Raw genomic sequence first — 25,769 nt, forward strand, 5'->3', positions numbered from 1 at the left:
GGTGCAAGTGAATTGAGAAAACCCTGTGGGAGCCTTTACGATAGTTGCTCATGCCCACATGCTACAAAAGAAACGCTAAAGCCGCCACCTAAAGGTGGGGGTTTTACCCCTCTCTGAGTGGGACAATAAAACGCTAGGGGCAGGCTCCGGTATTTTCCTATATCTATATGAAATTAAAGAAAATGTATCGTGAGGGCACTCTAGGGATTTATATATGAGTGACTTTTAAAAAGTGAATCCTTCAGGCATGGATCCGGCTTGCACTCCGCAGCGCCTCTGGCTATGCTATACAACTTTGGAAGGAATGTAGGCATGAATGAAACGCTTTGTATCCGGCTGCCGCTGCTGCGGGGGCCATTGCCCGACCTGCCGTCCGGCCCGGAAAATACGAATGGCCCCGCATGGCCGGGGGCATTGCGCCTTTGGCCCGGCTTGCCGGACTGCCCGGACACGGGCTGGCATTGCCCAGAGAATTACCCTTTTACGCCGCGTGAGGCGGCGGCCTGTCTTTCGGATCTGCGGCAGTTGAGCCAAACGGCCCTTTCCGGCCTGCCCGTGGGCGCGACTGCGGCGGGGAATGCCCGCGCGGCGCGCCAGGCCGCTGAAATGGCTTTACTCAAAAATCTGGACGGACTTTCCCCAGGCCAGGAACAAAAGGCGAAACAGGCGGAAGCGGCCCGCCGCGCGCGGCTTGAGCGTGAGCAGGCGCAAAAGGCCCTGCTCTGGTTCTGGCTGCAGGAAGAATATCTGGCCGAGCTGGCCGAGCTGACCCTCCGTTGCGCTGAAAAAGCGAAAAACCTTACCGCCGCCCTGGGCGTGGAAGGGGACGACGCGTTGCGCTCTTTGCCCGCGTCCGCTGCGCGCGTTCCCCTGGATCAGGGGCTTGATCAGGGGCTTGTGCCGCCCTGGCGCGTGGCTGCCGCCAATGCCGCCTATTTTTTGCCGGACAACGTGGCCCTGGCCGTGGAAGGCCCCATGCGCGTCGCATTGCTGGAAATGCTCGAATTCACTCCGGCTCCGCACTGGGCTGAATTTCTGGGCTGCTCCCTGGATGTGGCCGGAGAGGCCGTGACCATTCTTGAAGCCAGGGCGCCCCTCTGGCGCGTGCTGGGACGCGCGCCTTCCGCCTCGGAGGGCGCCCCGTGGGCCGCGGAGCGCGTTTGGCTCACCTGGAGAGAATCCGCATGAGCGCGCCTCCCTTTCCGCATGGGCTGCGGGGCGTGATTTTTGATTGCGACGGCGTGATGATTGATTCCCGGGCGGCCAATAATGTCTTCTTCAACCGCGTGCTGGCGTATTTCGGCCTGCCGCCCATGACGCCGGAGCAGGAGGCGTATTCCTTCATGGCCACGGCAGGGCAGGCTCTGCGGCACATTCTGCCGGAGCGTCTGCACGGTGAGATCGAGCGTGTGACCAGGGATGAGGTCAACTACCAGCGGGACATTGTGCCGCTGCTGCGTCTGCAGCCCGGTTTTCGCGAATTCGCCGATGATCTGCATGCCAGGGGCGTGCGCATGGCTATTGCCACCAACCGCATCTCAAGGGGCATCCAAACGGTTCTGGACTTTTTCGCCTTGCCCCCCTATTTTGATCCTGTCATCACGGCAAGCAACGCCGCGCCCAAGCCTTCGCCGGAGGGCGCGCGGCGCATCTGCGCCGCCTGGGGTTTTGCCCCTGCGGACGTGCTTTTTGTGGGCGACAGCAAGCACGACAAGGATGCGGCGCAAGGAGCCGGGACGGTATTTGCGGCCTTTAACGGCGGCGAACTGCGGGGCCGGATTACGGCGGCTGATTTCGACCAATTGCGCCGGGCAGTAGGCAATGCCTTGCCGCCGCTTCCCGGTTTTTGCAAGCCCGGAGCATTTTCTGAGTGAAAGTATCCGGTTTTCCTCAGAATCATGCAGGGAAAAACGCGGTTTTTCCTGAATCCACGCCGCCTGGCGGCGGCTGCCGCGTTCGCGTCAGCAGAGCAGTTGCAAGGGGAAAGTGCTCAAAGGGATTTGAAACAACGGGCAGGGCGCTGCCGACATGCGCGCCGCGCCTGTTTGCAATGCGTCCCGGCCCTGGCGTTCCTGTGGCCTGCCGCATGACCACCTTGGCAGAAGGGCGGCTCGGCGTTATTGTCTGTGCGCGGGGGGACTTGGGCAATGGCGTGTGTTAGAGCGTTTTGCTCATGAAATGAGCTAAACGCTCTGGCAGGGCGAAGCCATGCCCGCCGCGAAGGCGCAGGCGAAATTTACTTTCGCCGTGAAGCGCCGGAGCGAGCGTTTTAAAAGCAATATGCTCTAGACGCGCAGCGAGCTGTTTTTTCAGGCGGCAGGCGCGGCAGCCAACGTTTTTTGCCGAATCCGGGAATGCGAACGGGCTGCCTGTCCGCGAAACCCCGGCGGCTCGGCGTCGCTGCAAAGCGGCGGCCGTGTCCGCACGCAACAGGGCACGCGTAACATACGCATAAGACTCACGCTGGAGTGTGCATGATCATTCTTGCCAATACATTGAGCGCCATAGCTCTGGTGCTGGGCTCGCTTTTGAATATTTATTTCTGGATCGTCATTATTGCGGCCGTGCTGACCTGGGTCAGGCCCGATCCGTATAATCCCATTGTGCGGACGCTGCGGCTTCTTACGGAGCCGGTGTTTTACAGGGTGCGCAAATGGCTGCCCTTTACCTATACGAGCGGCCTGGATTTTTCTCCGATCGTGGTTTTGCTGGCTATTGAGCTTGTCAACCGGATTGTGATCGCCTCGCTGGCCCAGTATGCCATTGCCCTGCATTGAGCCGCACGCGTTGGCGCGGTCCGGGCTTCGCGCGCGGATTCTTCCGCCAGGAAGCGCTCAAGGGCATGCGCGCGTAGCGACGCAATGCCCTTGCTGCCGCGAAAGCGGTCAGCCGCCCGCGCGACACGCGCCGGAATTTATTTCCGGCGCTGGCAAGCGGAGCGTTTCAGGCTCGCGGCTGCTGACATTTTTCTGCGCGTGCCCCGCGTTTGAACATCTAACACTGGAGATTTCTTAAGGGCATGCGCGCGTAGCGACGCAATGCCCTTGCTGCCGCGAAAGCGGCCAGCCGCCCGCGCGACACGCGCCGGAATTTATTTCCGGCGCTGGCAAGCGGAGCGTTTCAGGCTCGCGGCTGCTGACGTTTTTTTGCGCGTGCCCCGCGTTTGAACATCTAACACTGGAGATTTCTTATGGATCAGCATGAAATTGACCTGCTGGAACAATACGCCCCCACTGATCCGGAGCTGAAATCCCTTTGGGAAGACCATGTGCTCTATGAAAAACAGGTGGAAAAGCTGGAAAGCAAAGGTTTTCGCACACCCACGGAAGAGCAGACCCTCAAGCAGTTGAAAAAGCAGAAGCTGGAAGGCAAGACCAAGTTGATGGATATCCTGGATCGCTTGAAAAAACAGGAAAAATAGCCGGCTGAGGAGCTATTCATGGAATGCACAGGCGCACAGATTCTCCTTGAGTCCCTGAAAAAAGAGGGCGTGGACGTGCTGTTCGGCTATCCGGGCGGCGCGGTTATTGATATTTACGACGAATTACCGCGGCATCCGGATATCCGCCATGTGCTGGTCCGTCATGAGCAAGCGGCTGTGCATGCGGCCGACGGCTATGCCCGCGCCTCCGGCAAGGTGGGGGCCTGCCTGGTGACCTCCGGGCCCGGCGCCACCAATACGGTCACGGGCATAGCCACGGCTAATTCCGATTCCATCCCGCTGGTGGTGATCACGGGCCAGGTGCCCACCAAACTGATCGGCAACGACGCTTTTCAGGAAGTGGATATTGTAGGCATCACCCGGCCGTGCACCAAGCATAACTTTTTGGTCAAGGACGTGCGCAAGCTGGCCCTGACCATCCGTCAGGCTTTTTATCTGGCCCGATCGGGCCGCCCTGGCCCGGTGCTTGTGGATTTGCCCAAGGATGTGATTCAGGCCAAAGCCGAGTTTGTCTGGCCCGAAGACATTTATATGCGCAGCTACAATCCCACCTACAAGCCCAATCTGAACCAGTTGCGCCGCACGGTGGAGGAGCTGGCCAAGGCAAAAAGCCCGGTGCTGCTGGCAGGCGGCGGGGTGATCATGTCCAATGCCGCCGAGGCCCTGGCCGAGATCGCGCGCAAGCTGCAAATTCCGGTGGCCTGCACGCTCATGGGGCTGGGGGCATATCCTGCCACGGACCCGCTCTGGCTCGGCATGGTCGGCATGCACGGCACATATGCCGCCAATCTGGCCATCAACAACGCGGATCTGCTGGTTTGCGCGGGCGCGCGCTTTGACGACCGGGTCACCGGCAAACTTACGGCCTTTGCCTCCAGGGCGCGCATTGTGCATATCGACATCGACCCCACCTCCATCCGCAAAAATGTGGAGGTGGAAGTGCCGGTTGTGGGCGATTGCCGGCTGGCCCTTTCCGGGATTATGGAGATCTGCCAGGCCAGGCTGGCGGACAAGGATTGGGCCGCCGAGCACGCGGACTGGCTCGCCGCGGTGCGCGAATGGAAAGAAAGCAAGCCGTTGTGCTATCAGAAAAACGGCAACATCAAGCCGCAACAGGTGGTGGAAGCGCTGTTCGAGCTCACCGGGGGGGATGCCATCGTCGCCACCGAAGTGGGGCAGCACCAGATGTGGGCCGCTCAGTTCTTTGCCTTTACCAGGCCCCGCACGCTCCTGACCAGCGGCGGCCTGGGCACTATGGGCTATGGCTTTCCGGCGGCCATCGGCGCGCAGTTCGCCTTTCCGGACAAGACCGTGATCGCCCTGGCTGGCGACGGCTCCCTGCAGATGAACATTCAGGAGCTGGCCACGGCAGTGGCCAACAACCTGCCCGTCAAGGTGGTCATACTCAACAACCGCCATCTGGGCATGGTTCGCCAGTGGCAGGAGCTTTTTTACAACCGCAACTACAGCTCCACCAATATGGAAGCCCAGCCGGATTTTGTGAAGTTGGCCGAAGCCTACGGCGCCGAAGGCTACCGCATTGCCAAGTCCGAGGATCTTCTGCCTGTGCTGCGGAAGGCTTTGTCCACGCCCAACCCGGCCTTTATCGACGTGCTTGTGGAGCGCGAGGAAAACGTCTATCCCATTGTCCCCGCCGGAGCGGCCCTGGATGAAATGCTGCTGGTATAGGCAGGTTTTGGCGCGCGAAAAGGCCAGAGCGTTTTGCTCATGAAATGAGCTAAACGCTCTGGCGACAGCGTTAGCTGACGCCCGCGCGTGATGGCAGGACGGGATCGCAGTCCCGGCGCGGCTTGAGCGCGGCCTCCGAATCGGCAGACGAGCCGATGCGAAAATGTTATTGAGGGATGCTATGCAACGACATGTGCTTTCCGTTCTGGTGGAAAACGAGCCCGGCGTGCTCTCCCGCGTGGCGGGTCTGTTCAGCGGGCGCGGCTTTAATATCGATTCGCTCAATGTGGCGCCCGCCCTGGAGGAAGGCGTCTCGCACATGACCATCACCACCTATGGGGACAGCTTGATTGTGGAGCAGATCATGAAGCAGCTGCACAAGATCGTCTCGGTGATCAAGGTGGTGGATTATTCCGAAACAGTCGCCGTGGAACGGGAAATGATGTTTGTGAAGGTGCAGGCCGAAGGCGCCATGCGCGGCGAGATCCTGCGCACGGTGGAGATTTTCCGCTGCAAGGTCGTGGATGTCAGCTCCAATGAGATGACCATTGAGGCCACGGGCGATCACGGCAAGCTGGAGGCGATTCTCAGTCTTTTGCAGCGCTTCGGCATCAAGGAAGTGGCCCGTACAGGCTCTGTGGCCATGCGTCGTTCCAAGAAGTCGACGGAGTGAGTTTGCCCTGATTTTTCCCCTGCGCACGGGCGCAGAGGAGTGGAGTTTTTGTCTAACCGTGAGTGATTACAGAGGATGCTCAGATGAAAGTCTATTACGATCAGGATGCCGATCTCAATGTCTTGAAAAACAAGACCGTGGCTGTCATCGGCTACGGCAGCCAGGGCCATGCGCATGCCCAGAATCTGCGTGACTCTGGCGTCAAGGTGATTATCGGCCAGCGTCCCGGCGGCGCCAATTATGAGCTGGCCAAGGAACACGGCTTCACGCCTGTTTCCGCGGCGGAGGCGGCCAGGCAGGCGGATCTGATCATGATTCTTCTGCCCGACGAGGTGCAGGCCCAGGTCTATGAAAGCGATATCAAGCCCAATCTGAGCAAGGGCAAGGCCCTGCTTTTCGCGCACGGCTTCAACATTCACTTCAGCCAGATCCTGCCGCCCAAGGATGTGGACGTGTTTTTGATCGCGCCCAAGGGGCCGGGGCATCTGGTGCGCCGCACCTTCACCGAGGGCGGCGGCGTGCCCTGCCTGGTGGCCATTGAGCAGGACGCCACCGGCGAGGCGCTCAAAACGGCTCTGGCCTATGCCAAGGGCATTGGCGGCACGCGCTCCGGGGTCATTGAGACGACCTTCCGGGAAGAGACGGAAACCGATCTTTTCGGCGAGCAGGCAGTGCTTTGCGGCGGCGTTTCAGCCTTGATCAAGGCCGGTTTCGAGACTCTGGTGGAAGCCGGCTATCAGCCTGAAATGGCCTATTTCGAATGCATGCACGAAATGAAGCTGATCGTGGATCTGATGTACGAGGGCGGCCTTTCGCGCATGCGCTACTCGATCAGCAATACGGCCGAATACGGCGATTATGTTTCCGGCCCGCGCCTGATCAATGAAGCCGTGAAAAAGGAAATGAAGGGCGTGCTCAAGGACATCCAGAGCGGCAAATTCGCCCGCGATTTCATCCTGGAGGCCAAGGCCCGCTACCCCATGTTCCTGACCACGCGCCGCAATGAGTCCGAACACCAGATTGAAAAAGTGGGCAAAAATCTGCGGGGCATGATGTCCTGGCTGAAAAAGGACAAGAAAGACTAGAGCGGTTTGCTGTTGAATACGGCAACCGCTCTGGCGGCCGCGGGAGCGGCCGCCAGAGCGGTTCAGCTAATTTCATTGGCAAACCGCTCTAGAATGCGTCGCGCGAAGGCTGAGCCGCCAGCCAACAGGCCGTGGCATGCGCGCCCCGGACAAAGGTCGGCGGCATGGCTTCGGCACAGCGGGGTATGGCTTCGGCGCAGCGCGGATGGAAAGGACAACCCGCAGGCATATTCTCCAGGCTGGGCACACTGCCCGGTATGGTGGGCAGGCGATCGAGCTGCATGGAATTGCGGCTGGGCGCGGAGTGCATCAGGCCTCTGGTATAGGGGTGGAGCGGCGCCGCAAACAGCTCGCCTGCCGGCGCGTGCTCTACCAGATGTCCGGCATACATGACGCCCACCGTATCCGCCACTTGCGCAACCACGCCGAGATCATGGGTGATCAGCAGAACGGCCATGCCTCTGTCCCGGCTCTGGGTGACGATCAGACGCAGGATCTGGCCTTGGATGGTGGCATCCAGCGCGGTTGTCGGCTCGTCGGCCAGGAGCAGTTCCGGCCGGCAGGCCAGGGCCATGGCGATCATCACTCTTTGGCGCATGCCGCCCGAGAGCTGGTGGGGAAAGTCTTCATAACGGCTGTGCGGGGAAGGAATGCCCACTTCGGCAAAGAGGCGCTCGGTTTCGCGGCGGGCTTCGGCACGGCTCATGCCCAGATGCAGGCGCAGGGGTTCGGCCGCCTGCTCGCCTGCGGTCAGCACGGGGTTAAGGGAGCTCATGGGCTCTTGAAAAATCATTCCGACTCGTCGCCCACGGATGCGGCGCAAGGCTCGTTCCGGCAGGGTGCGCACATCCGTATCCTGAAGCAAAACCCGGCCGCTGATCACGGCCGTCTCCGGCACAAGGCGCAGGATGGCGCGCGCCGTAAGGCTTTTGCCGCAGCCCGACTCACCCACCAGGCAGGTGATGCCGCCAGGGTACAAAGTGAGGTTCACATCGCGCACCGCAGGGAGCAGGCCGCCGTCACGCCGAAAATGCACCGAGAGATTTTCCAGGCGCAGAAGGGGCGAGGCTTCGGACTCACAGGCCAGACAATGTTTTTGCATTGCAATACGGTATAAAAACAGCGCGTTACGGGGTTGTCAGCTCAGGGAGCTTGCCCGCCGTAAGAGCGGCGTAGCTTTGCAGCGTTTTTTTCAGGCCAATGTGTGGTCAACGGTCACAACGGCCGCCGCGGCCTGCCGTTGCCATCGGACGGCAGGCCGCAGTCTGGCCGGCAGTGCGCGGATCAGTGCTTTACCTGCGCATTGCGGAAATTGATATAGGCTTCGCGCATGGCAATATAGGGGTCCACTGCCGCGCTGTTCAAATCGTCATACAGCGGAAGCACCGCGCCCAAATCGTTGAAACGCAAAGCCAGTTCCGAGCTGGTGGCCAATTCCCAGGGGTGGACGTAGAAAATGGGGTCCGTGAAACAGTCACCCACCCGCCCCACTGTGTCGCGCACGGAACTCGGCCCGATGAACGGCCAGACAACATAAAAACCGTGGCCCACGCCCCAGCGTCCCAGGGTCTGCCCGAAATCCTCGCCATAGGGATCCACGGGCACAATGGTTTTTTTGTCCTTGGCCACATTGGCGAAGCCCAGGCTGGAAGTGGTGTTGATGATAAAGCGGCCGAACTCCACCCCGGCCTCCAGAAAGCGGAACTGAAGGATGTTGTTCACAAAGCGCATGGGGAAGAGCAGGTTGGCAAAAAAGTTGCTCAGACCGCTGCGCAGTTGGTGCGGGGTCACATAAACCCAGGCGTTATACGCGGGTTTGGCCACATACATGTAAAAAATGTCGTTGAAATGGAACCAGAAACGGTTCCAGGGCTCCAGCGGGTCTGAAATGCTGGCTGCCGGGGTAACGTCGTAATCGTCCAGATCGTCGGATTGCGCCATATAGCCGGATTGCGACATATAGCCGGAAGTGTGCACTGTCACTGCGCCGGGTGCAAGCCTGGGGGCATTGGTATAGACGGCGGAGGGAGCCAGAGGCGCTTCTGCCGCGGCGGCCGATGCGCCTGCGGGGCGAACGGCGGATGCCAGGAACAGCGCGGAGCAAAGCAGCGCGCAGCCAATGAGCCGGGATGCGGCGCGGCAAGGCCTGGGGGGGAGTGGGTTGGCTTGCATTTACTGGCGCACTTCCTGGGCTTTGGCGCGCACCCGGGCAATGAGCTGATCCGGGCTCCCGCTGTTCAAAATGTCCTGGAATTGCGTGCGGTAATTTTTGACCAGGCTGATGTTTTCAATCAGCACGTCGTAGACCCGCCAGCCACCCTCCTTGGGCAGCATGCGATAGGCCACGGGCACTTTTTTGCCGTCTTTCATGGTGATCACGCTACGCACTTCCGTGCGGTCGCCCGCCGGGGAACTGACCTCGCCCGTGTACACCACCTGCTCGCCGTTATAGCCGTCGATCTTGCCCACATAGGTGCTGATCAGCAGATCCGCGAAGGCGTCGCTGAAGCGTTTTTGCTGATCCGGGTTGAATGTGCGCCAGCGCGCGCCCACGGTGCGCGATGAAAATTCCCTGAAGTCAAAAATATGCAGGACTTCGTCTTCAATCTGCTGGCGCAGGGGTGCGCGCGTGGCAGGATTGACGTAATCGGGATTTTTGATGCAGGCCAGAATCCGGTTGGTGGCGGTTTCCAGGGCCTGCCGGGCCGGAGAAGCGCCCGCGGCAAGCACGGGGAGGGCCGCAAGGCCCAGAAGCAAGGCAAGGCAGAGCGCGAGCGCAATGCGTCGCGGCAAGGCGATACAATTCATATCTCAAACACCTCCGAAGGCGTATTTTCCTATCAGGGATTCCAAATCCACTGCTGATTCCGTTTCTTGAATGACGCTGCCCGGAGTGAGAATTTTTTCCGAACCCCCGCGGGAGAGACTGACGTATTTGTCGCCAATCAGGCCGCTGGTTTTGATGGAGGCTATGCTGTCGTCGGAAAGGCGCAGATCCTTGTCCAGCCTGAGATGGACCACAGCCTGCGTGCGCATGGGGTCGGGATCAAGGGTGATGCCCACCACCCGGCCCACGGGCACGCCCGCCAGCTCAACATCCGCGCCCACGCGCAAACCTGAGGCGGAATCGAAGCGGGCGGAAAGCTCGAAGCCCTGATGCGTGAACAATTCCATCCGGCCCAGCTTGATGGTCAGATAGGCCACGCAGACAAGGCCCAGCAGCACAAAGACGCCCACGGCGGTTTCACGAATGTTGTTCATTATGCTTGCAAACTCCGGACTGCGTAACAAAGGCAGTACTTTTGGCATCATACTTTGAGAAACGCAAACTTTCAAGCCCTGTTCCGCTCCGGCATACGCCGCCTTTCTAGGCCGGCAGCGCGCTGCGACAGCGCCGGGCGGTTCAGGAGTTCAGCCAGGCGTCCAGCGCCGTGCGCACAGCCGGATCCTGGGGTTGGTGCAGCGCGAGCTGCTGCGCCCCGGCCTCGCGGTGCAGAAATTGCCGCAAGTAGGGATCGTCGCTGGCTTCCAGAGCGGCCAGCGGGCCGGAAAAGATCGCGCCGCCGTCCCTGAGCACCAGCACATGATCCGCAATGGCGCGCAGGCTGGCCAGATCATGACTCACTGCTACCAGGGTCATTTCAGCGTATTGCTCGTGCATGGAGCGCAGCAGCTCGTCCATGCGGGCCGCGGTGATCGGATCCAGGCCGGAAGTGGGCTCGTCGCAGAGCAGAATGCGCGGATCGGCGATAATCGCGCGCGCCAGGCCCGCGCGCTTGCGCATGCCGCCGGACAACTGGTTGGGGAAAAAATCCGCAAAATCCTCAAGACCGACCATGCGCAGCACGCGCAGGGCAGCCTCGCGAATCAGGGGCCTGGGCAGATGCAGATGCTCGCTCAGAGGAAGGGCCACGTTCTGGGCCAGAGAGAGCGCGCCCAGCAGCGCGCCGTCCTGAAAAAGCACGCCCATCTGACGGCGCACGCGGCGGAATTCTCGCGTGCCGAGCCTGAAAAGATCCCGGCCGCCGATCAGCACGCTGCCGGAAATGGGCCGCGAAAGGCCGATGATGTGCCTGAGCAGGGTGGACTTGCCCCCGCCGGAACCGCCCAGGATGACGGAAACCTTGCCCGCGGGCAGCACGGCATTGATGTCGCGCAGCACCACATGCTCGCCGTAGCCCACGGTCAGCGACCGGAATTCAATGTCCCAAGCCTGCATGGATACCGCCTAAAGCAGAAAGGAAGTCAGCACATAGTCCGCGGCCAGAATCAGCACGCAGGAAATGACCACCGCCGAAGTCGTGGCGTTGCCCACGGCCTCTGGGCCCACGCTGTCGCGGCGGCGGTGGGTGTAATAACCCTGGCGGCAGCAGACCGTGGCCACCAGCAGGCCGAAAACCACGGCCTTGATAAAGCCGCCCGCCACGTCGTTCATGGTCACGGAACTGGCGATACGGTAAAAGTAGGCGCCTTCGTTGATGCCGAGCATCAGCACCCCGGTGAGATAGCCGCCGATAATCCCGATGACGTCGAAAACGGCCGTGAGCAAGGGGAAGGAGAGCAGCGCGGCCAGCAGACGCGGGCTGACCAGATAGCCCAGGGAGTTGATATCCATGACGTCCAGGGCGTCGATCTGATCCGTGATCCGCATGACCCCGATTTCCGCGGCCATGGACGAACCGGCCCGCCCGGTGAGCATAATGGCCGTGAGCACTGGCCCGAGCTCGCGGATCAGGGTCAGGGACACGGCCGAGCCCAACATGCCCACCGAGCCGAACTGAACCAGGGTGTAGTAGCCCTGGAGGCCCAGGACCATGCCGCAGAAGATGCCGATCAACACAATCACGAACAGGGACTTGTAGCCAATCACATACAACTGCTGCAAGGTGCGCGGAAAAATTTTGACGCTGCTGAAAATTTGCGCAAGCCCGGCCAGCATGAACAGCGCCGTGCCGCCCACGGCGTCAATGCCCCGCAAACAGGGGCGGCCCAGCGCGCGCAAAAAACGCGCAAAGGCGGGAGTGTCGGAACGACTTGCCATGACCGGCCTCATTTGCTCTTCCGGCTTTTGCCGGAAACAGGTTTTTTCGCGGCCAGAATGGGCGCGCCCAGCTTCATGCGCCGGAGTTCCTCGCGCAGATTGGCGGCATCCAGTTCCGTGCCGCGCAGGCTGACCATGACCAGAAGCACTTTGCCGCTTTTCTGTTGACGGCTGCGCAGGCCGCGCTCCTCCAGCCGGGCCCGCAACCTGTCCGCGTCAGCCTTGTCTTTAAAGGCCGCCGCCTGGAAAAGCCAGTCAAAAAGCGGCGCTTTCGGCTGCGAAACCTGCGGGGCTTGCGAGGATTGCGCAGCCTGACTTGCGGCCTGCCCCCGGGACGCGGCAGGGCGGGCTTGCGCGCCCCCTTGCGGTTGCGCGGCAGGCGTGGGGGGCGCTGTTCCCCCCGCATGCTGACTGATGCCCCAGGCTGCCAGCCCCTCGCCCTGGGGACGACTGAAGGGATAGGCGGGCGAGGCGGATTGCGAATCGGCAGGAAGGGCCGCGGCCGCGTTTTGAGCGCCAGCGGCCTGGGCCGCGCCGGTCCGGGCGGCCGTATTCCCGGTGCCTGGGGACATGGCCGCCGTGCTTTCGGCGTGCTGCGTCCCGGCTGACTGCGGCGCGGCGTCCGGGTCATGCGGCGCAACAGGCTGATCAGGCGAGGGCCAGTCGGGCGGGGCGGCAGGCGAAGCGCCGCGGGCGGCGTCGCTCGCGGCCGGCTCCTCCGCAATCATGCCGGTGATCTGCCCCACGCGTTTTTCCGGATTCTGGCCGCGGCCGACCATAAAGCCCATAAAAAACGACCAGCCCACGGCCGCCATCAGCACCAGGCCGAGCGCGGCCAGGGCCGCGCCGGACAAACTGACGGTGAAGCGGCGCTGCCTGCCGCTTGCGGAAGGATTTTTCACGCGGACTTTGCGCAGGGGTTGGACCATAAAAGTGTACCTGTTCCGGAGCCCGTTCCTTGTCAAAGGCAAGGGCGTTCAAAAAGTCATGGCGCAGGGGAAGGCGAGCCGCTTCAGGCCAGGGCCATTACATGCTCTGCGGCGCGCTGACGCCGAGTACGTCAAGGCCGTTGCGCACCACTTGCCCCACGGCGCGCAGCAGGGCCAGACGGGCACGGCTGCGATCGGGATCCCCGGCCAGCAAAACCTGATGCCTGGCGTAGTAGCTGTGCAAAAGCCCGGCCAGCTCCGTCAGATAATGGCTGACATGATGCGCGGCCAGGGCCCTGGCCGCGGCTGCCAGCATATCCTCGAAACAGGCGGCCTTGCGCAGCAGGGCCATGTCTTCCGGCGTGTCCAGGCTGGTGAGCGCAGCCTCGTCCGACCTTGCGGGCAGAATGATGCCGCGCTCCTCCGCGCGGCGCAGCACCGCGCAGATCCGGGCATGGGCGTACTGCACATAATAAACCGGGTTGTCCAGGCTGCGCTGCCTGGCCAGCTCCAGATCGAAATCCAGAGGGCTGTCGCTCTTGCGCGAGAGAAAAAGAAAGCGCGCCGCGTCCGTGCCCACTTCCTGCAAAACATCGGCCAGGGTCTCGAACGTGCCCGCGCGGGTGGACATGCTCACCGGCTTGCCGTGCTGCAGGAGATTGACCAGCTGGATCAGCACCACGTCAAAGCTCTCGCGCTCTTTGCCCATGGCTGCCACGGAGGCCCGCATCCGCGGCAGATAGCCGTGATGATCCGCGCCCCAGACATCAATGAGCCAGTCGTAGCCGCGCTGAAATTTGTCATGATGGTAGGCGATATCCGACGCGAAGTAGGTCAGGCTGCCGTCGGACTTTTTCAGCACGCGATCCTTGTCGTCGCCCAGTTGTCCGGTGGCGAACCAGAAAGCGCCGTCCTTCTCGTAGGTGAAGCCCGCCTTGCTTAGCGCCGCAAAGGCCGCGTCCACGGCCCCGCTTGTCACGAGGGTCTTTTCCGAAAACCAGTGCCCGTGCTCTACGCGAAAGGCTTGCAGATCCGCCTTGATCCCGGCCAGTATTACCTCCTTGGCCCGCTCATGGCAGCGGTCCTGGCCCTGATATGGCGGCAGATCCGGCAGCCCGGGATCGGCCTCAAGCATTTCCCGCGCGATATCAATGATATACGCGCCCCGGTAATACTCCTCGGGCCAGTCCACCGGGCGTTGGGCCAGCTCCTGCACGCGCAGCCAGACCGAAAGGCCCAGCAGGCGCATCTGGCGGCCCGCATCATTTATATAATATTCCGTGTCCACGGCGTATCCGGCCTTGCGCAACAAGCGGGCCAGGCTGTCGCCCACGGCCGCGCCCCGCCCGTGGCCCACATGCAAAGGGCCGGTGGGATTGGCCGAAACATATTCCAGAAGCACCTTGCGGCCGCGCCCCGCGTCGCTTGCGCCATAGGCCCCGCCTGCCGCCTCGATGTCCGCAATCACACGCCGCCAGAAGGCCTGGCTGAAGGTCACATTGCAGAATCCCGGCCCCGCGGCTTCGGCTTTTTCCAGCTCCGGGCAGCGTTCCAACAATTTGGCCGCGAATTTTTGGGCCAGTTCCCGGGGGCTGGTTTTGGCTTGCCTGGCCAGAAGCATGGCCGCATTCACCGAGAGATCCCCGTGTCTGGCATCACGCGGGGGCTCAATGACGGTTTTGGCGGGCCAGGTCAGGCCCTCTTCCTCAATAACGGCCGCAAGGGCCGTGCGCAGAACTTCTGTGGCGCGCATATTTTTTCGCATCCTCGGCTTGCAGGGCTGGTTTGGTCTTCATGCGCACGGCGCGCGTAAGACGGCAATCACTTGTTGCCCGGTCACATGGGCCGGGCAGGGCATGTCCGGGACCAGAGCGTTTAGCTCATTTCATTAGCTAAGCGCTCTAAAGGCCGAAACCCCTGGCGCTTTGCAAATCGTTGACCAGCGCAATGCGCGGCTCGTCCGCTTCCGCGGCGATTCCGGCCAGGCAGGGAGCCACCATTTTGCCCAGCACTGCCTTGGGCCCCAGCTCCAGCCAGAAGCGCGCGCCATCCTTATATTGATTGCGGACGGTTTCAATCCAGCGCACCGGAGAGGTCATTTGTTCCAGCAGATTTTCCCTGGCGCTTTCGCCGTCGTGCGCCGCCTTGCCGTTCACGTTGCAGTAGACCGGAAAACGCGGTTTTTGCCAGACCGCCTTACGCAGCAACGGCGCAAGCTCCCGGTTGGCCTCGCGCATCATGGGGCTGTGAAATGCGCCGCTGACTTTGAGTTCCAGGCCGCGCCCCTTATGCTCCCTGGCTTTTTGGCAGGCCAGAGCCACAGCGTCTTTGGCCCCGCTGACCACAAATTGCGCGGGCGTATTGTAGTTGGCCACGAGCAGCAATGCCTCGCTCTCCGTGGCCGCCTCGGCCACGATGCGGGCGACTTGGGCCTCGTCCAGCTTGAGCAGGGCGGCCATGCCGCCCGTGCCCTGCGGATCGGCCTCGGCCATCAGGCGGCCGCGCAAGGCCGTGAGCTCCAGAACCGTGTCTGGCGAAAGCACCCCGGCCGCGGCCAGGGCGCTGAACTCGCCCAGGCTGTGCCCGGCCGCGCCCAGAGGCGCGGCACTGCCGATGCGGGCGGCCGTTTCGCGCCACAAATTCAGATTGACCACGGTCAAGGCGGGTTGCAGGGCGCGGGTGTCGCTCATGGCCGCAGCATCGCCTTCCCAGCAGATCTCGCGCAGGGGCAGGCGGCTGATGCTTTCCGCGCGTTTCCAAAGATTCATGGCCTCGGAAGAGGCTTCGGCCAGATCGCGGCCCATGCCGGGCTCTTGTGAGCCCTGGCCGGGAAAGAGCAGAACGGGTTGCGTCATTGTGCGGACAGACCTCCGGAATAATGCCCACAACAGGGCGAATCGTTTTTTTACGTTATCGGCGCGGACCTTGCAAGTCCCGTCCGCGAGGGATATGACTGGCCCTGTCCGGATCTGTGCGGATCTGCGCGGGCTGTCTGGCCGCTGTCCGGCAAGGGCCTTGGAACGGCCCGCAGATCTAATGATCGGCGTCCGGCTGGAAAGCGCATTTTTTCGGTATGTCCGGGTTTCTGATCGAAAAGGCGGAGAAGGTGAGAATGCAACAACAGACGGTGGACCTCAAAGAACTGGCGCGGCTGGCGGCGGCCTCGGGCGCGGATCTGCCTGCAACGGCCCTGGAGCCGCTGGCAGTGTATCTGGAGATGCTCTGCCGCTGGAATACGGCCATGAACCTGACCGGCGCGCGGAACTGGCAGGATGCCCTGACCCGTTTGGCAGTGGACAGTTTTCATCTGGCCGCTTTTCTGGACAGTCTGGATCTGCCCGCTGCGCCGCTGAGCTGGGATCTCGGCTCCGGCGCGGGCCTGCCGGGCATCCCTCTGCGCCTGGTCTGGACCAGGGGCGCGTATTATCTGGTTGAAGTGCGCGAAAAGCGCGCCCTTTTTCTCTCCAGCGTGCTTTCCCGTCTGCGCTTGCCTGCCACCCATGTTTTCCGGGGTTCGGTGGAGCATTTTTTCCAGGGCCAGTGTTGCCCCGCGGACTGCATCGTCAGCCGGGCCTTCATGCCCTGGCGCAATCTGCTGGATCTTACGTTGCCGCATTTGCGGTCCGAGGGGGTTTTGATCATTCTTGCCCTGACGCCCGCGCCCGATCAGTTGCCCGCGCCCTGGCGGCTCGGATGCGCGCGCTCCTACACGGTGGCGGGCAGGGGGCGCTGGTTCTGGGCGCTCAGGCCCGCCGGGCCGGAAGGGACGGCCCACAGTGCCGCGCCAGCCGAAGCGGCAGGATCGGGCGCGCCGGGGAATCGTAACGGAGAAACGCAGCCGTGCGGCAGCTGACGCCGCCCGCAACCCGGCCGGATTCGGCTGAAACCGCCCGGCCTGTCGGTTCCGGCGGCGGCAGCCCGCCCTCTCTCCCCACGACTTTCGGGCAACAGGGCCGGGGCGGGGAGTCTTTGCGCCTCTGGCGTCGGGGCTTGCTCTGGGGGCTCGTGACTCTGGCCCTGGCCTTTGCCCTGCGCATGGTGGAGTGGCCCTGCTGGCAGAATCCGGAATACCGCCTGGGCAAGGAGTGGCTGCTGGCCACCCATGACGCCTATCACTGGGTGGCCGGGGCCGAGGGCTTCGGTCTGGCCGTGGGGCATCCCATGGCTGAAATGCTGCGGGCTATTGCCGGGGCCCTGCATACCAGTCCGGCGGCCGTGGCATTCTGGTTTCCGGCTGTGCTGGCCAGTCTGGTGGCCGGAATCGTTTTTGCCTGGGTCTGGGCCCTGGGCAGCATGGAGGCAGGCGTGGCCGCCGGTCTGCTGACTTCCTTGGCGCCCGGTTTTCTGGCCCGCACCCTGCTCGGCTATTACGACACGGATCTGGTGACCCTTTTCTTTCCCCTGCTCATGACGCTGGTCCCGGCCTGCTGGGCCATGCGCTACATGCTGCTGCCCCGGATGATCCTGCGGCGTCTCGTGGCGGGGACGGGCCTCAAGGCGACCCCGGATCAGTGGCGCGCCCGCGCCGTGGAGCACTGCCAGCCGCTGGGCAATCCCCTGCGCTGGCAGTGGGTGCTGCTGCTCGGGGCTTCGGGGATTGTTTCCTGGTGGACCCAGGAATGGCATTCGGTTTTTCCCTATCTGATCCGCTACAATGTGATCCTTCTGGCCGTCATGAGCCTGATCATGGCCCCGCGCGGGCGGCGCGCTCTTTTGCTGCTGGGCGCTCTGGCCTATGCGCTGCCCACCCTGGGCGGCCCGGCGGGCTTTGCCTTCAGCCTGATCCTGCTGGCTGCGGGAAGCGGGCCGGGGCGTTCCCTGCGCCGCCTGCTCTGCCGCCCGTCCGTGCTGGTTCTGCTCTGGCTGGGCACACTCGCGCTGTTGCTGCAGGGGCAAATCCTGACCACCCTGATCAACCATGCCAACGCCTATCTCAAGCACGCGGGCGACGTGAAGAGCACCGGCCAGGGCGCGACCCTGGTCTATCCTTCAGTGGCCCAGTCGATCATTGAAGTGCAGGATCTGAGCTTCGCGGCGCTGTTTCCGTACTTTCATCCCTGGATGGAAGCCGCGGTACTCGGGTTGCTCGGCTTCCTGCTGGTGCTCTTCCGCAGGCCGGGCGCGCTTTTTCTGCTGCCGCTGGCCGCATTGGGGCTCTTGAGCACCAGGCTCGGCGGCAGAATGGTCATGTTCGGCGCGCCGGTGGTGGCCGTGGGGCTGACTCTGCCGCTCTACTGGCTGTTGCAGCGCCTGGTGCGCGCGGATCTGCGCGGGGCAGGGGCCGGGCTGCTGACCTCGGCCGTGCTGATCGGCCTGCTGGTGGTTCCGTTTGTGGACATGATCCAGGCCATGTCCCAAGGCCCCATGATCAACCGCCGCCACGCCGACGCCCTGACCCGCGCCCGGACCATGACGCCCGAGGATGCCGTGCTCTGGCTCTGGTGGGACTGGGGCTATGCGGCGCACTATTTCGCGCGGCGGGCCACCATTGCCGACGGCGCGCAGCACGCCGGGCCCTCGCTGTACCTGCCTGCCGCTGTTTTTGCCACGGACAACGCGCGCTTTGCCCGGCAGTTGATCCGCTATACCGCCAAATCCGGCAACGAGCCGGGAAATGTCTTCAAAAATCTGGACGGCGCGGCGGCCCAGGCCCTGATGAACAGCCTGCGCTCGCCGGAAACCCCGCTGATCGAAGCCAACGGGCGGCTCTTTATAGTGGTCAGTTTTGAGATGCTGCGCCTGGGATTCTGGATCAGCAATTTCGGCAACTGGAACTTTGAGACCCGGCAGGGCGAGGGCGGGGCGCTGTCCATTGTGACGCAGGCCCTGGCTTACCATCTGGGCAGCGGCGAAGTGCAGCTTGAAGGCAGCCCCACTGTTATTTATGCCTCGTCCATCGGGGTTTTTGAAGAAACCGGCGTGACCCGCCGCAATTATGTGCAGGAATGGTTTGACGCCCACCCCAGGGCCACGCCCGAGGAGCAGCAGGCATTTTTGTCCCAACGGCGCAACGTGTATTTTCTCTTTAACCGGGTCACGGACGAAAAGCTGGTCATGGACGAAGGCCTGTACAATTCGCTGATGGTCCAACTCCTGTTGAGCGATCCGCAGGACCCGCGTTTTTCCCCGTATTTCAAGCTGGTCTACGACAATGTTTTTGCCAGGATTTACGAAGTGCTCTGAAAGCCCGCCTTCCAAGGCGCTCTGATCCGCACGGGGCGGCGATCGGTCCGGCCGGGCAGGTATTTTTGTCAGTGATGATAGGGAACCTTGCGCAATATGCACTCCGCCCGGTAAAGCTGCTCCAGGAGGACCACCCGGGCCAGCTCGTGCGGGAGCGTCATGGCCGAAAGGCTGAGCAGGCGGCAGGCGCGGGCGCGCACTTCTTCGTCCAGACCGTAGGCCCCGCCCACAATAAAACAGACCCGGCCGCGCGCCTCCTGATCCATCTGCCGGAGCAGGGCCGCCAGTTGCGGGGAAGTCAGCTTCTCCCCGCGCTCGTCCAGGGCCAGGGGCAGATCCTGCGGGGCCAGAGCTTCCAGAATCCGGCGCCCTTCCAGGGCAGTGCGTCTCTCCGGGGTCAGAGCCGCGTCGCCGTCCCGCACTTCCGCGCATTCCAGACGCCGCCAGCGGGCGATCCTCGTGGCATAGTGGGCGGCGGCGTCTTTCCAGAACACTGTTTTCAGCCTGCCCACGCTGAGCAAGCGCAAAGGTTTGCCAATCATGTCCCATTCTCCCTGCCGCGTGCTGGATCCTGAGGCCGCAGCCCTCTGCCTGCGCCGCGGCGGCGTGCTGATCTTTCCCACCGAAACCTTTTACGGGCTGGGCTGCCTGGCCGCTGACGGCGGGGCTGTGGCCCGTATCTATCAGCTCAAGCGGCGGCCCGTCCAGCAGCCCTTGCCCCTGCTGGCCGCCGACGTGGCCCAGGCTAAGGCCGTGGCCCGGCTGGAGGCCGCGCCGCCGGAATTGCTCGCGGCTTTCTGGCCCGGCCCGCTGACCGTCCTTTTGCCCGCGCGGGCCGCCGACGTTGCGCAGGGCGGCGCGCGCGGCTTGCCCGCCGCCTTGCTCAATGGGGAGGGCAAGGTGGCCGTGCGCGTCACCCCGCATTCGCTGGCCGCGCGTCTGGCGCTGCTGGCGGGCGGCGCGCTGACGGCCAGCAGCGCCAATCCGAGCGGCCGCGCTCCGGCGTGCCATTGGAAGGAGCTGGATCCGGAACTGCTGGCCGCGCTGGCGGATCTGGGCGATCTGGGCGGTCTGCTGCCTGCCGGAAGGGGAGGGGAACAACCGGCCGGAGGCGCGCCCTCCACCCTGGTGGAACCCCTGGAGGATGCGGAGCGGGGCGGGCAAAAACGCCTGCGCCTGCTGCGGGCCGGGGCAATCAGCTCGCAAGCCCTGGAGCGGGCGGGCTTCGCGTGCGTGTAAGAAGGCTCGCTGCAACCAGGAGGGCGGGCAGATCAGGGCTGACGCATCGTATGCGTCAGCCCTGCCGTCCCGGATATTCGCTCTCGACGGCAGATGCCAAATTTGGCAGAATTATAGCTCTAGGTTCAAGGAGCGCGCATTCTCTCTCATTGAGGCAGCGAAATGGTATGAAAAAAACCGTGATTTGTCCGCATTGCGGGCAGCCGTTCAGCAAATACGCCAATCCCACGCCCACCACGGACGTGCTCATCTACACGCCGGAACGCGGCGTGGTGATCATTGCGCGCGGCAACCCGCCTCTGGGCTTTGCCCTGCCCGGCGGCTTCATTGAGGAAGGCGAGCAGGCCGAAGCCGCGGCCCTGCGCGAAATGCGCGAGGAAACCGGTCTGGAGGTCGAACTGACCGGCCTTTTGGGCGTCTATTCCCGCCCGGATCGCGATCCCCGCCAACACACCTTGAGCGTGGTTTTCACCGGCCGCCCGCGCAATCCCCAGGCCTTGCGCGCCGGAGACGACGCGGCCCAGGCCGCTTTTTACGCTCTTGACAAACTGCCTTTGCCCCTGGTTTTTGACCACGCGCGCATCCTGGCGGATTTCAGGGATGTTCTGGCCGGTCGCCGCACTCTGGCCGGGGTGGAGCCCTTGCAGGAAGAGGCGCGCTGATGGGCTATGCCTGCCTGAGAGAATGCCTGGCGGATCTGGAGGCTCAGGGGCAACTCAAGCGCGTGGACGCGGAGCTGGACCCCTGTCTGGAGCTGGCTGCCGTACAGCGGCGGGCCTTCCGGGCCAAAGCGCCGGCCCTGCTGTTCACCCGGGTCAAGGGCACGCGCTTTCCCATGCTGGCCAATCTTTTTGGCACGCGCGAGCGTTTGCATTATATTTTCCGCGACAGTCTGGCCACCGTGGATGCGGTTCTGGCGGCCAAGGCCGATCCCGCGGAAGCCATGCGGCGGCCCTGGCGCTCGCTCAAGGCCCTGCCCGGCCTGTTCCACATGCTGCCGCGCATGGCGCAGGGCGGCAGCGCGCCTGTGCTGGAATGTCGCTGCACGCTTGCGGATCTGCCGCGTCTGACCTGCTGGCCTCACGACGGCGGCCCCTTTGTCACCCTGCCCCTGGTCTATACCGAAGACCCGCGCAAGCCGGGCCTGGACGCCTCCAATCTGGGCATGTACCGGGTGCAGCTGGCGGGCAATGCCTATGCCGCCGACGAGGCGGGCCTGCACTATCAGATCCACCGGGGCATGGGCGCGCACCACGCCGCAGCCCTGGCCCTGGGGCAGGCTCTGCCCGTGCATGTCTATGTGGGCGGGCCGCCCGCGCTCAGCGTGGCCGCGGTGATGCCTCTGCCCGAAGGCCTTTCCGAACTGCGCTTTGCCGGTCTGCTGGGCGGCCGCCGCACAGCCGTGGCGCGTGAGGCGGCCCTGCCGTTGCCGGTGCTGGCCCAGGCGGACTTCTGCATCAGCGGGCATCTGCTGACCGGACTCAAGCCCGAGGGGCCGTTCGGCGATCATCTGGGCTATTACAGCCTGCGGCATGATTTCCCGGTGCTCAAGGTGCAGGCCGTGCACCACCGCAGGGACGCGATCTGGCCTTTCACCACTGTGGGCCGCCCGCCGCAGGAAGACACGGTTTTCGGCGATTTCATCCACGAGCTTACCGCCGCGCTGGTGCCGCAGATGTTCGAGGGCGTGCGCGAGGTTCAGGCCGTGGACGCGGCCGGCGTGCATCCTCTGCTGCTGGTTCTTGGCAGCGAGCGTTACACGCCGTATGAGGCGCGGCGGCGGCCGCGCGAGCTGCTCACCGCAGCCCTGCATCTGCTGGGCACGACCCAGACCGCGCTGGCCAAATATGTGCTGCTGGCCGCGCATGAGGACGCTCCGGGCCTTTCCGCCCGCGACACGCCCGGATTCTTGCGGCATATGCTGGAGCGCGCGGATTTCAGCCGGGATCTGCATTTTCTGACCCGCAGCACCGGCGATACTCTGGATTACACGGGCAGCGGCCTGCACGAGGGCTCCAAGCTGATCTGGGCCTCGGCCGGGGAGAAGCGGCGCGAGCTGGGCCTGGAGCTGACAAGCGCGCCGGATCTGCCCGACGGCTTTTGCGGGCCGCGCGTGGCCGGGCCGGGCCTGCTGGTGCTGCGCGGCCCGGCGCACAGCCTTGGCCGGGGCGAGCCTGACCCCAAGCTGGAAGAACTGGCCCGCGTTTTTGCTTCCTGGCCGGGCCGGGAGGCTTTTCCGCTGCTGGCTGTGGTGGATGAGCCGGAATTCTGCGCCGCCAGCCTGGAAAATTTTTTGTGGACGGTCTTCACCCGCTCGGATCCGGCCACGGACAGTTATGGGGCCAATGCCCGCATCCGGGCCAAGCATTGGGCCTGCGACGCGCCGCTGCTCTTGGACGCCCGGCTGAAACCCTTTCATGCCCCGCCCCTGGAAGAGGATCCGGCTGTTGCCCGCAGGGCGGAAGCTCTGGCCGCGCCGGGCGGGCCTTTGCACGGCTGCTATTAGAGCATTTTTTGATTGAAAATAGATATCTTCAACACAAAATGCTCTAACGTCCAGGGCGCTATGCTGAAATGCCGATCCCCGGGAGGACAGCGGGATGAAAATAGCCTTATTGCAATGCAACAGCGTGACCGGCGACGTGGCCGGGAATCTCCAGCGCATCCTGGACGCCGCGCGGCAGGCGGCTGGCGCGGATCTTTGCGTGACGCCGGAGCTGGCTCTCTGTGGCGCGGCTCCCGGCCATTATCTCTGCGCCGAGGATTTCGCGGAAGGGTGCCGCCGGGCCTTGCAGCAACTGGCCGAGGCCCTGCGCGACGGGCCGCCGTTGCTGGTGGGCGCGCCGGTGGTCAGCGTCTATGCCGCGGGCCTGCTTTCCAACGCGGGCGTGCTCATCCACAAGGGGCAATGGCAGGTGGTCTCGCGCAAGGTCTACCAAAGCCTGGGCCAGAATTTCGGCCAGGGCGCGGGCCAGGTCGATGACGTGCGCTATTTTGATCGCGGCATTTCCTGCGGCATCCTGCCCCTGGCCGGCTGGCGGCTGGGCGTGGTGCTCTGCGAGGACGCTGCGGCCGAGGGGGGCGCGTTCTGGAAAACCCAATATGCCAGCGGCCATAATCCGCTTATGGAACTGGTCCAGCGCGGGGTGGACGCCATTGTGCACATGGCGGCCGCGCCGTTCAGCGTGGGCGCGCAGGAAGCCGGGGAGCATATGCTTTCGCATGTGGCGGCGCGGCATCATGTGCATCTTTTTTCCGTCAATCTGGTGGGCGGCAATGACAGCCGCATCTACAACGGGCAGAGTCTGGCCTTTGATCCCACCGGGCAGTTGCTGGCCCGGGGCAAGGCTTTTGAGGAAGATGTGCTGGTGGTTGACACCTCGCTGGGGCCCGCTGAGCCCGAACCTCTCTGCACCAGCGCGGAAGAAGCCTGCTGGCGCGCCCTGACCCTGGGCACGCGCGATTTCGTGCGCAAGTGCGGGGCCGAACGGGTTATTGTGGGGCTGTCCGGCGGCATGGATTCGGCCCTGGTCTGTTGCATTGCGGCAGAGGCATTGGGCCCGGAGCGTGTCACGGGCGTGCTGATGCCTTCGCCCTACAACAGCGAAGGCTCGCTGACGGACGCCCGCGCTTTGGCCGACAATCTGGGCGTGACCACCGTCACCCTGCCCATTGAGCCGCTGATGCGCTGCTTTGAGGAAACGCTCAGGCCCGGACTTGCCCTTTTTCCGGAACAGGCCGGCGACGTGACCTTTGAAAACGTGCAGGCCCGCATCCGCGGCACGCTCCTCACGTCCCTGGCCAACCGGGCCAGGGCTCTTGTGCTGAATACAGGCAACAAGAGCGAGGGGGCCCTGGGGTATACCACGCTGTACGGCGACGCCGTGGGCGCGCTTGGCGTCATTGCGGATCTGACCAAAACCCAGGTCTATGCCGTGGCCCGTTGGTACAACGAGCGCCGGGGCGCGGCCATCATTCCGCAGAATATTTTCGACAAGGCCCCTTCAGCCGAACTGCGCCCCGGCCAGAAAGATGCCGACAGCCTGCCCCCCTATGACGTGCTTGATCCCTTGCTGGAGAAACTGCTCGCGCCCGCGGCGCACGGGGCGGCCGGGCTTGAGCCCGAGGCGTGCCGCGAGGTGCGCGACAAACTGTTCAAAGCGGAATTCAAGCGCCGCCAGGCTCCCCTGTGTCTGCATGTGAGCCGCATGCCTTTCGGTTCGGGCTGGCAGGCGCCTGTAGCGGGGCGCTACCGGCTGCCGTAAACAGTGCCGGGCTGCCCGGGCGCGCGCTCACAGCCCCGGCGCGCGGCGCAACGGGGAGGGATGCACCCTTGAGATGATTTCCGTAAAAAATTCATTGTAATTTTACATGGTTGCAAAAGGAATTTCACGCTAAAAGTGAATCCTTCGCAACGGGTTTTCCCTTGAAGCCCGGCGCGGGCTGGAGTAAAGTCACATGTCAGCCCACAATACTTTGACCCGGAGGAAGTCATGGCGGAAGCACCGGAGAAAAATCTGGCCCTTGATATTGTGCGCATTACCGAGGCAGCGTCCCTGGCCTCGGCCCGCTGGCTGGGCCGCGGCGACAAAGAGTCCGGTGACGGCGCAGCTGTGGACGCCATGCGCGTCAGCTTTGCCACGCTGCATATTGACGGCCTTGTGATCAGCGGCGAGGGTGAAAAAGATCATGCCCCCATGCTGCGTAACGGCGAAAAAGTGGGCATGGGCGACGGGCCGAGTCTGGATGTGGCCGTGGACCCGGTGGAAGGCACCAATCTGCTGGCTTACGGCCGCCCCAACGCCATTTCCGTGGTGGGCGTGGCGCCGCGCGGCAGCATGTTCAATCCCGGCCCCAGTTACTATATGCAAAAGCTGGTGGTGCCGCGCGAGGCGCGCGAGGTCATAGATTTGGACGCGCCGGTCAAGGTCAACCTGGCACATGTGGCCAAAGCCATGGGCAAAAGCATTCAGGATCTGGTCGTCTTCGTGCTGGACAAGCCCCGCCATCAACGCTTGATCGCGGAGATCCGCGAGGCCGGGGCCCGCATTCAGCTTCAGACCGACGGCGACGTGGCAGGCGCGCTGATGGCCGTTGATCCGCGCTCCGAGGTGGATGTGATGCTGGGAACGGGCGGCACCCCGGAAGGCGTGCTGGCGGCCTGCGCCATCAAGGGCATGGGCGGGCAGATCCTGGCCAGACTGGATCCGCAGTCCTATGTGGAAAAAGAAGCCATCAACGAAGCGGGCATTGATCTGCGCGAAGTGCTCACGGTCAACGATCTGGTGCGCAGCGACGATTGCTTTTTCGCCGCCACCGGCATTTCCGGCGGCGACTTTTTGCGCGGCGTGCGCTACAGCGCGCGGCACGCGGTAACCCACTCCCTGGTTTTGCGTGGCAAAACCGGCACATTGCGCTATGTGGAGTCGTACCATAATATGGACAGACTCTCTAAAATCAGCGCGGTTCGGTATTGAATGAAAAGAGC

The 25,769-nt window shown here is 63.4% G+C and carries 24 protein-coding genes; 14 read left to right on the forward strand and 10 right to left on the reverse strand.

Features of this window, described 5'->3' with window-relative positions; genetic code table 11:
• The first annotated feature begins 312 nt into the window (after positions 1–312).
• The 7 genes from G7Y51_RS07365 (at position 313) to ilvC (ending at position 6,889) form a co-directional block, all read left to right on the forward strand.
• Positions 313–1,188 (forward strand): hypothetical protein, encoded by an 876-nt coding sequence (locus G7Y51_RS07365; protein ID WP_165176066.1) that lies wholly within the window; start codon positions 313–315, stop codon positions 1,186–1,188.
• Positions 1,185–1,874: an HAD family hydrolase gene (locus tag G7Y51_RS07370; RefSeq protein ID WP_165176068.1), complete on the forward strand. Its 690-nt coding sequence runs from the start codon at positions 1,185–1,187 to the stop codon at positions 1,872–1,874. Before G7Y51_RS07365 ends, G7Y51_RS07370 begins: the two co-directional genes overlap by 4 nt.
• 600 nt (positions 1,875–2,474) lie before the next feature.
• Entirely contained in the window at positions 2,475–2,777 is a 303-nt protein-coding gene (locus G7Y51_RS07375) for a YggT family protein (RefSeq protein ID WP_165176070.1), read from the forward strand.
• Between the two features lie 413 nt (positions 2,778–3,190).
• Complete coding sequence (locus G7Y51_RS07380; RefSeq protein ID WP_165070774.1) at positions 3,191–3,421, forward strand: DUF465 domain-containing protein; 231 nt, start codon at positions 3,191–3,193, stop codon at positions 3,419–3,421.
• Positions 3,422–3,439: 18 nt separating this feature from the next.
• Positions 3,440–5,131, forward strand: coding sequence for a biosynthetic-type acetolactate synthase large subunit (gene ilvB / locus G7Y51_RS07385; protein WP_165176072.1), 1,692 nt, complete (start codon positions 3,440–3,442; stop codon positions 5,129–5,131).
• Between the two features lie 181 nt (positions 5,132–5,312).
• Positions 5,313–5,804: an acetolactate synthase small subunit gene (gene ilvN / locus G7Y51_RS07390; protein ID WP_165176074.1), complete on the forward strand. Its 492-nt coding sequence runs from the start codon at positions 5,313–5,315 to the stop codon at positions 5,802–5,804.
• 83 nt (positions 5,805–5,887) lie between these two features.
• On the forward strand, positions 5,888–6,889 hold the full coding sequence (ilvC, locus tag G7Y51_RS07395) for a ketol-acid reductoisomerase (protein ID WP_165070755.1): 1,002 nt from the start codon (positions 5,888–5,890) through the stop codon (positions 6,887–6,889).
• Between the two features lie 88 nt (positions 6,890–6,977).
• On the opposite strand, the gene G7Y51_RS07400 is transcribed toward ilvC, so the two are convergent.
• The 9 genes from G7Y51_RS07400 to G7Y51_RS07440 form a co-directional block, all read right to left on the reverse strand.
• Complete coding sequence (locus G7Y51_RS07400) at positions 6,978–7,991, reverse strand: ABC transporter ATP-binding protein (RefSeq protein WP_165176076.1); 1,014 nt, start codon at positions 7,989–7,991, stop codon at positions 6,978–6,980.
• Positions 7,992–8,173: 182 nt separating this feature from the next.
• A complete protein-coding gene (locus G7Y51_RS07405; protein ID WP_165176078.1) occupies positions 8,174–9,061 on the reverse strand; it encodes a VacJ family lipoprotein in 888 nt (295 codons plus the stop codon).
• A complete protein-coding gene (locus G7Y51_RS07410) occupies positions 9,062–9,697 on the reverse strand; it encodes an ABC transporter substrate-binding protein (protein ID WP_206214275.1) in 636 nt (211 codons plus the stop codon). It lies immediately after the preceding gene.
• Positions 9,698–9,700: 3 nt separating this feature from the next.
• Positions 9,701–10,150, reverse strand: coding sequence for an outer membrane lipid asymmetry maintenance protein MlaD (gene mlaD / locus G7Y51_RS07415; RefSeq protein WP_165176080.1), 450 nt, complete (start codon positions 10,148–10,150; stop codon positions 9,701–9,703).
• 142 nt (positions 10,151–10,292) lie between these two features.
• Positions 10,293–11,108 carry an ATP-binding cassette domain-containing protein gene (locus G7Y51_RS07420; RefSeq protein ID WP_165176082.1) on the reverse strand — a complete coding sequence of 272 codons (816 nt, stop codon included), beginning with the start codon at positions 11,106–11,108 and terminating at the stop codon, positions 10,293–10,295.
• A gap of 9 nt (positions 11,109–11,117) precedes the next feature.
• A complete protein-coding gene (locus tag G7Y51_RS07425; protein ID WP_165176084.1) occupies positions 11,118–11,930 on the reverse strand; it encodes an ABC transporter permease in 813 nt (270 codons plus the stop codon).
• An 8-nt stretch (positions 11,931–11,938) separates the two neighbouring features.
• Positions 11,939–12,859 carry an SPOR domain-containing protein gene (locus G7Y51_RS07430; protein WP_206214276.1) on the reverse strand — a complete coding sequence of 307 codons (921 nt, stop codon included), beginning with the start codon at positions 12,857–12,859 and terminating at the stop codon, positions 11,939–11,941.
• A 97-nt stretch (positions 12,860–12,956) separates the two neighbouring features.
• A complete protein-coding gene (argS, locus tag G7Y51_RS07435) occupies positions 12,957–14,612 on the reverse strand; it encodes an arginine--tRNA ligase (protein ID WP_165176088.1) in 1,656 nt (551 codons plus the stop codon).
• A 148-nt stretch (positions 14,613–14,760) separates the two neighbouring features.
• Complete coding sequence (locus tag G7Y51_RS07440; RefSeq protein ID WP_165176090.1) at positions 14,761–15,714, reverse strand: ACP S-malonyltransferase; 954 nt, start codon at positions 15,712–15,714, stop codon at positions 14,761–14,763.
• Between the two features lie 257 nt (positions 15,715–15,971).
• Here G7Y51_RS07440 and G7Y51_RS07445 point away from each other — a divergent pair, with 257 nt between their 5' ends.
• The gene (locus G7Y51_RS07445; protein WP_165176094.1) at positions 15,972–16,712 is read left to right on the forward strand and encodes an RsmG family class I SAM-dependent methyltransferase; all 741 of its coding nucleotides are present in this window, start codon (positions 15,972–15,974) and stop codon (positions 16,710–16,712) included.
• Positions 16,700–19,042: a dolichyl-diphosphooligosaccharide--protein glycosyltransferase subunit STT3 gene (locus G7Y51_RS07450; RefSeq protein WP_241160168.1), complete on the forward strand. Its 2,343-nt coding sequence runs from the start codon at positions 16,700–16,702 to the stop codon at positions 19,040–19,042. The genes G7Y51_RS07445 and G7Y51_RS07450 overlap by 13 nt, the downstream gene beginning before the upstream one ends.
• 68 nt (positions 19,043–19,110) lie before the next feature.
• On the opposite strand, the gene G7Y51_RS07455 is transcribed toward G7Y51_RS07450, so the two are convergent.
• Positions 19,111–19,584: a 23S rRNA (pseudouridine(1915)-N(3))-methyltransferase RlmH gene (locus G7Y51_RS07455; RefSeq protein ID WP_165176097.1), complete on the reverse strand. Its 474-nt coding sequence runs from the start codon at positions 19,582–19,584 to the stop codon at positions 19,111–19,113.
• Between G7Y51_RS07455 and G7Y51_RS07460 the strand changes: the two genes are divergently transcribed.
• From G7Y51_RS07460 to glpX, 5 genes are all read left to right on the forward strand, one after another.
• On the forward strand, positions 19,583–20,281 hold the full coding sequence (locus G7Y51_RS07460; protein ID WP_165176100.1) for an L-threonylcarbamoyladenylate synthase: 699 nt from the start codon (positions 19,583–19,585) through the stop codon (positions 20,279–20,281). The genes G7Y51_RS07455 and G7Y51_RS07460 overlap by 2 nt on opposite strands.
• Before the next feature lie 167 nt (positions 20,282–20,448).
• A complete protein-coding gene (locus tag G7Y51_RS07465) occupies positions 20,449–20,943 on the forward strand; it encodes an NUDIX hydrolase (RefSeq protein WP_165176102.1) in 495 nt (164 codons plus the stop codon).
• A complete protein-coding gene (locus tag G7Y51_RS07470) occupies positions 20,943–22,787 on the forward strand; it encodes a UbiD family decarboxylase (protein ID WP_165176105.1) in 1,845 nt (614 codons plus the stop codon). Before G7Y51_RS07465 ends, G7Y51_RS07470 begins: the two co-directional genes overlap by 1 nt.
• A 94-nt stretch (positions 22,788–22,881) precedes the next feature.
• Positions 22,882–24,546 (forward strand): NAD+ synthase, encoded by a 1,665-nt coding sequence (locus G7Y51_RS07475; RefSeq protein ID WP_165176107.1) that lies wholly within the window; start codon positions 22,882–22,884, stop codon positions 24,544–24,546.
• A 228-nt stretch (positions 24,547–24,774) separates the two neighbouring features.
• Positions 24,775–25,758 carry a class II fructose-bisphosphatase gene (gene glpX, locus G7Y51_RS07480; protein WP_165072700.1) on the forward strand — a complete coding sequence of 328 codons (984 nt, stop codon included), beginning with the start codon at positions 24,775–24,777 and terminating at the stop codon, positions 25,756–25,758.
• Positions 25,759–25,769 lie beyond the last annotated feature (11 nt).

The organism is Desulfovibrio sp. ZJ369 (assembly GCF_011039085.1).
Taxonomy (GTDB): Bacteria; Desulfobacterota; Desulfovibrionia; order Desulfovibrionales; family Desulfovibrionaceae; genus Desulfovibrio.

Bases quoted from the DNA above. Each gene is read 5' to 3' on its own strand.
- G7Y51_RS07365 (WP_165176066.1), top strand. From the start codon at position 313: ATGAATGAAACGCTTTGTATCCGGCTGCCGCTGCTGCGGGGGCCATTG.
- G7Y51_RS07370 (WP_165176068.1), top strand. From the start codon at position 1,185: ATGAGCGCGCCTCCCTTTCCGCATGGGCTGCGGGGCGTGATTTTTGAT.
- G7Y51_RS07375 (WP_165176070.1), top strand. From the start codon at position 2,475: ATGATCATTCTTGCCAATACATTGAGCGCCATAGCTCTGGTGCTGGGC.
- G7Y51_RS07380 (WP_165070774.1), top strand. From the start codon at position 3,191: ATGGATCAGCATGAAATTGACCTGCTGGAACAATACGCCCCCACTGAT.
- ilvB (WP_165176072.1), top strand. From the start codon at position 3,440: ATGGAATGCACAGGCGCACAGATTCTCCTTGAGTCCCTGAAAAAAGAG.
- ilvN (WP_165176074.1), top strand. From the start codon at position 5,313: ATGCAACGACATGTGCTTTCCGTTCTGGTGGAAAACGAGCCCGGCGTG.
- ilvC (WP_165070755.1), top strand. From the start codon at position 5,888: ATGAAAGTCTATTACGATCAGGATGCCGATCTCAATGTCTTGAAAAAC.
- G7Y51_RS07400 (WP_165176076.1), bottom strand. From the start codon at position 7,991: ATGCAAAAACATTGTCTGGCCTGTGAGTCCGAAGCCTCGCCCCTTCTG.
- G7Y51_RS07405 (WP_165176078.1), bottom strand. From the start codon at position 9,061: ATGCAAGCCAACCCACTCCCCCCCAGGCCTTGCCGCGCCGCATCCCGG.
- G7Y51_RS07410 (WP_206214275.1), bottom strand. From the start codon at position 9,697: ATGAATTGTATCGCCTTGCCGCGACGCATTGCGCTCGCGCTCTGCCTT.
- mlaD (WP_165176080.1), bottom strand. From the start codon at position 10,150: ATGAACAACATTCGTGAAACCGCCGTGGGCGTCTTTGTGCTGCTGGGC.
- G7Y51_RS07420 (WP_165176082.1), bottom strand. From the start codon at position 11,108: ATGCAGGCTTGGGACATTGAATTCCGGTCGCTGACCGTGGGCTACGGC.
- G7Y51_RS07425 (WP_165176084.1), bottom strand. From the start codon at position 11,930: ATGGCAAGTCGTTCCGACACTCCCGCCTTTGCGCGTTTTTTGCGCGCG.
- G7Y51_RS07430 (WP_206214276.1), bottom strand. From the start codon at position 12,859: ATGGTCCAACCCCTGCGCAAAGTCCGCGTGAAAAATCCTTCCGCAAGC.
- argS (WP_165176088.1), bottom strand. From the start codon at position 14,612: ATGCGCGCCACAGAAGTTCTGCGCACGGCCCTTGCGGCCGTTATTGAG.
- G7Y51_RS07440 (WP_165176090.1), bottom strand. From the start codon at position 15,714: ATGACGCAACCCGTTCTGCTCTTTCCCGGCCAGGGCTCACAAGAGCCC.
- G7Y51_RS07445 (WP_165176094.1), top strand. From the start codon at position 15,972: ATGCAACAACAGACGGTGGACCTCAAAGAACTGGCGCGGCTGGCGGCG.
- G7Y51_RS07460 (WP_165176100.1), top strand. From the start codon at position 19,583: ATGTCCCATTCTCCCTGCCGCGTGCTGGATCCTGAGGCCGCAGCCCTC.
- G7Y51_RS07455 (WP_165176097.1), bottom strand. From the start codon at position 19,584: ATGATTGGCAAACCTTTGCGCTTGCTCAGCGTGGGCAGGCTGAAAACA.
- G7Y51_RS07465 (WP_165176102.1), top strand. From the start codon at position 20,449: ATGAAAAAAACCGTGATTTGTCCGCATTGCGGGCAGCCGTTCAGCAAA.
- G7Y51_RS07470 (WP_165176105.1), top strand. From the start codon at position 20,943: ATGGGCTATGCCTGCCTGAGAGAATGCCTGGCGGATCTGGAGGCTCAG.
- G7Y51_RS07475 (WP_165176107.1), top strand. From the start codon at position 22,882: ATGAAAATAGCCTTATTGCAATGCAACAGCGTGACCGGCGACGTGGCC.
- glpX (WP_165072700.1), top strand. From the start codon at position 24,775: ATGGCGGAAGCACCGGAGAAAAATCTGGCCCTTGATATTGTGCGCATT.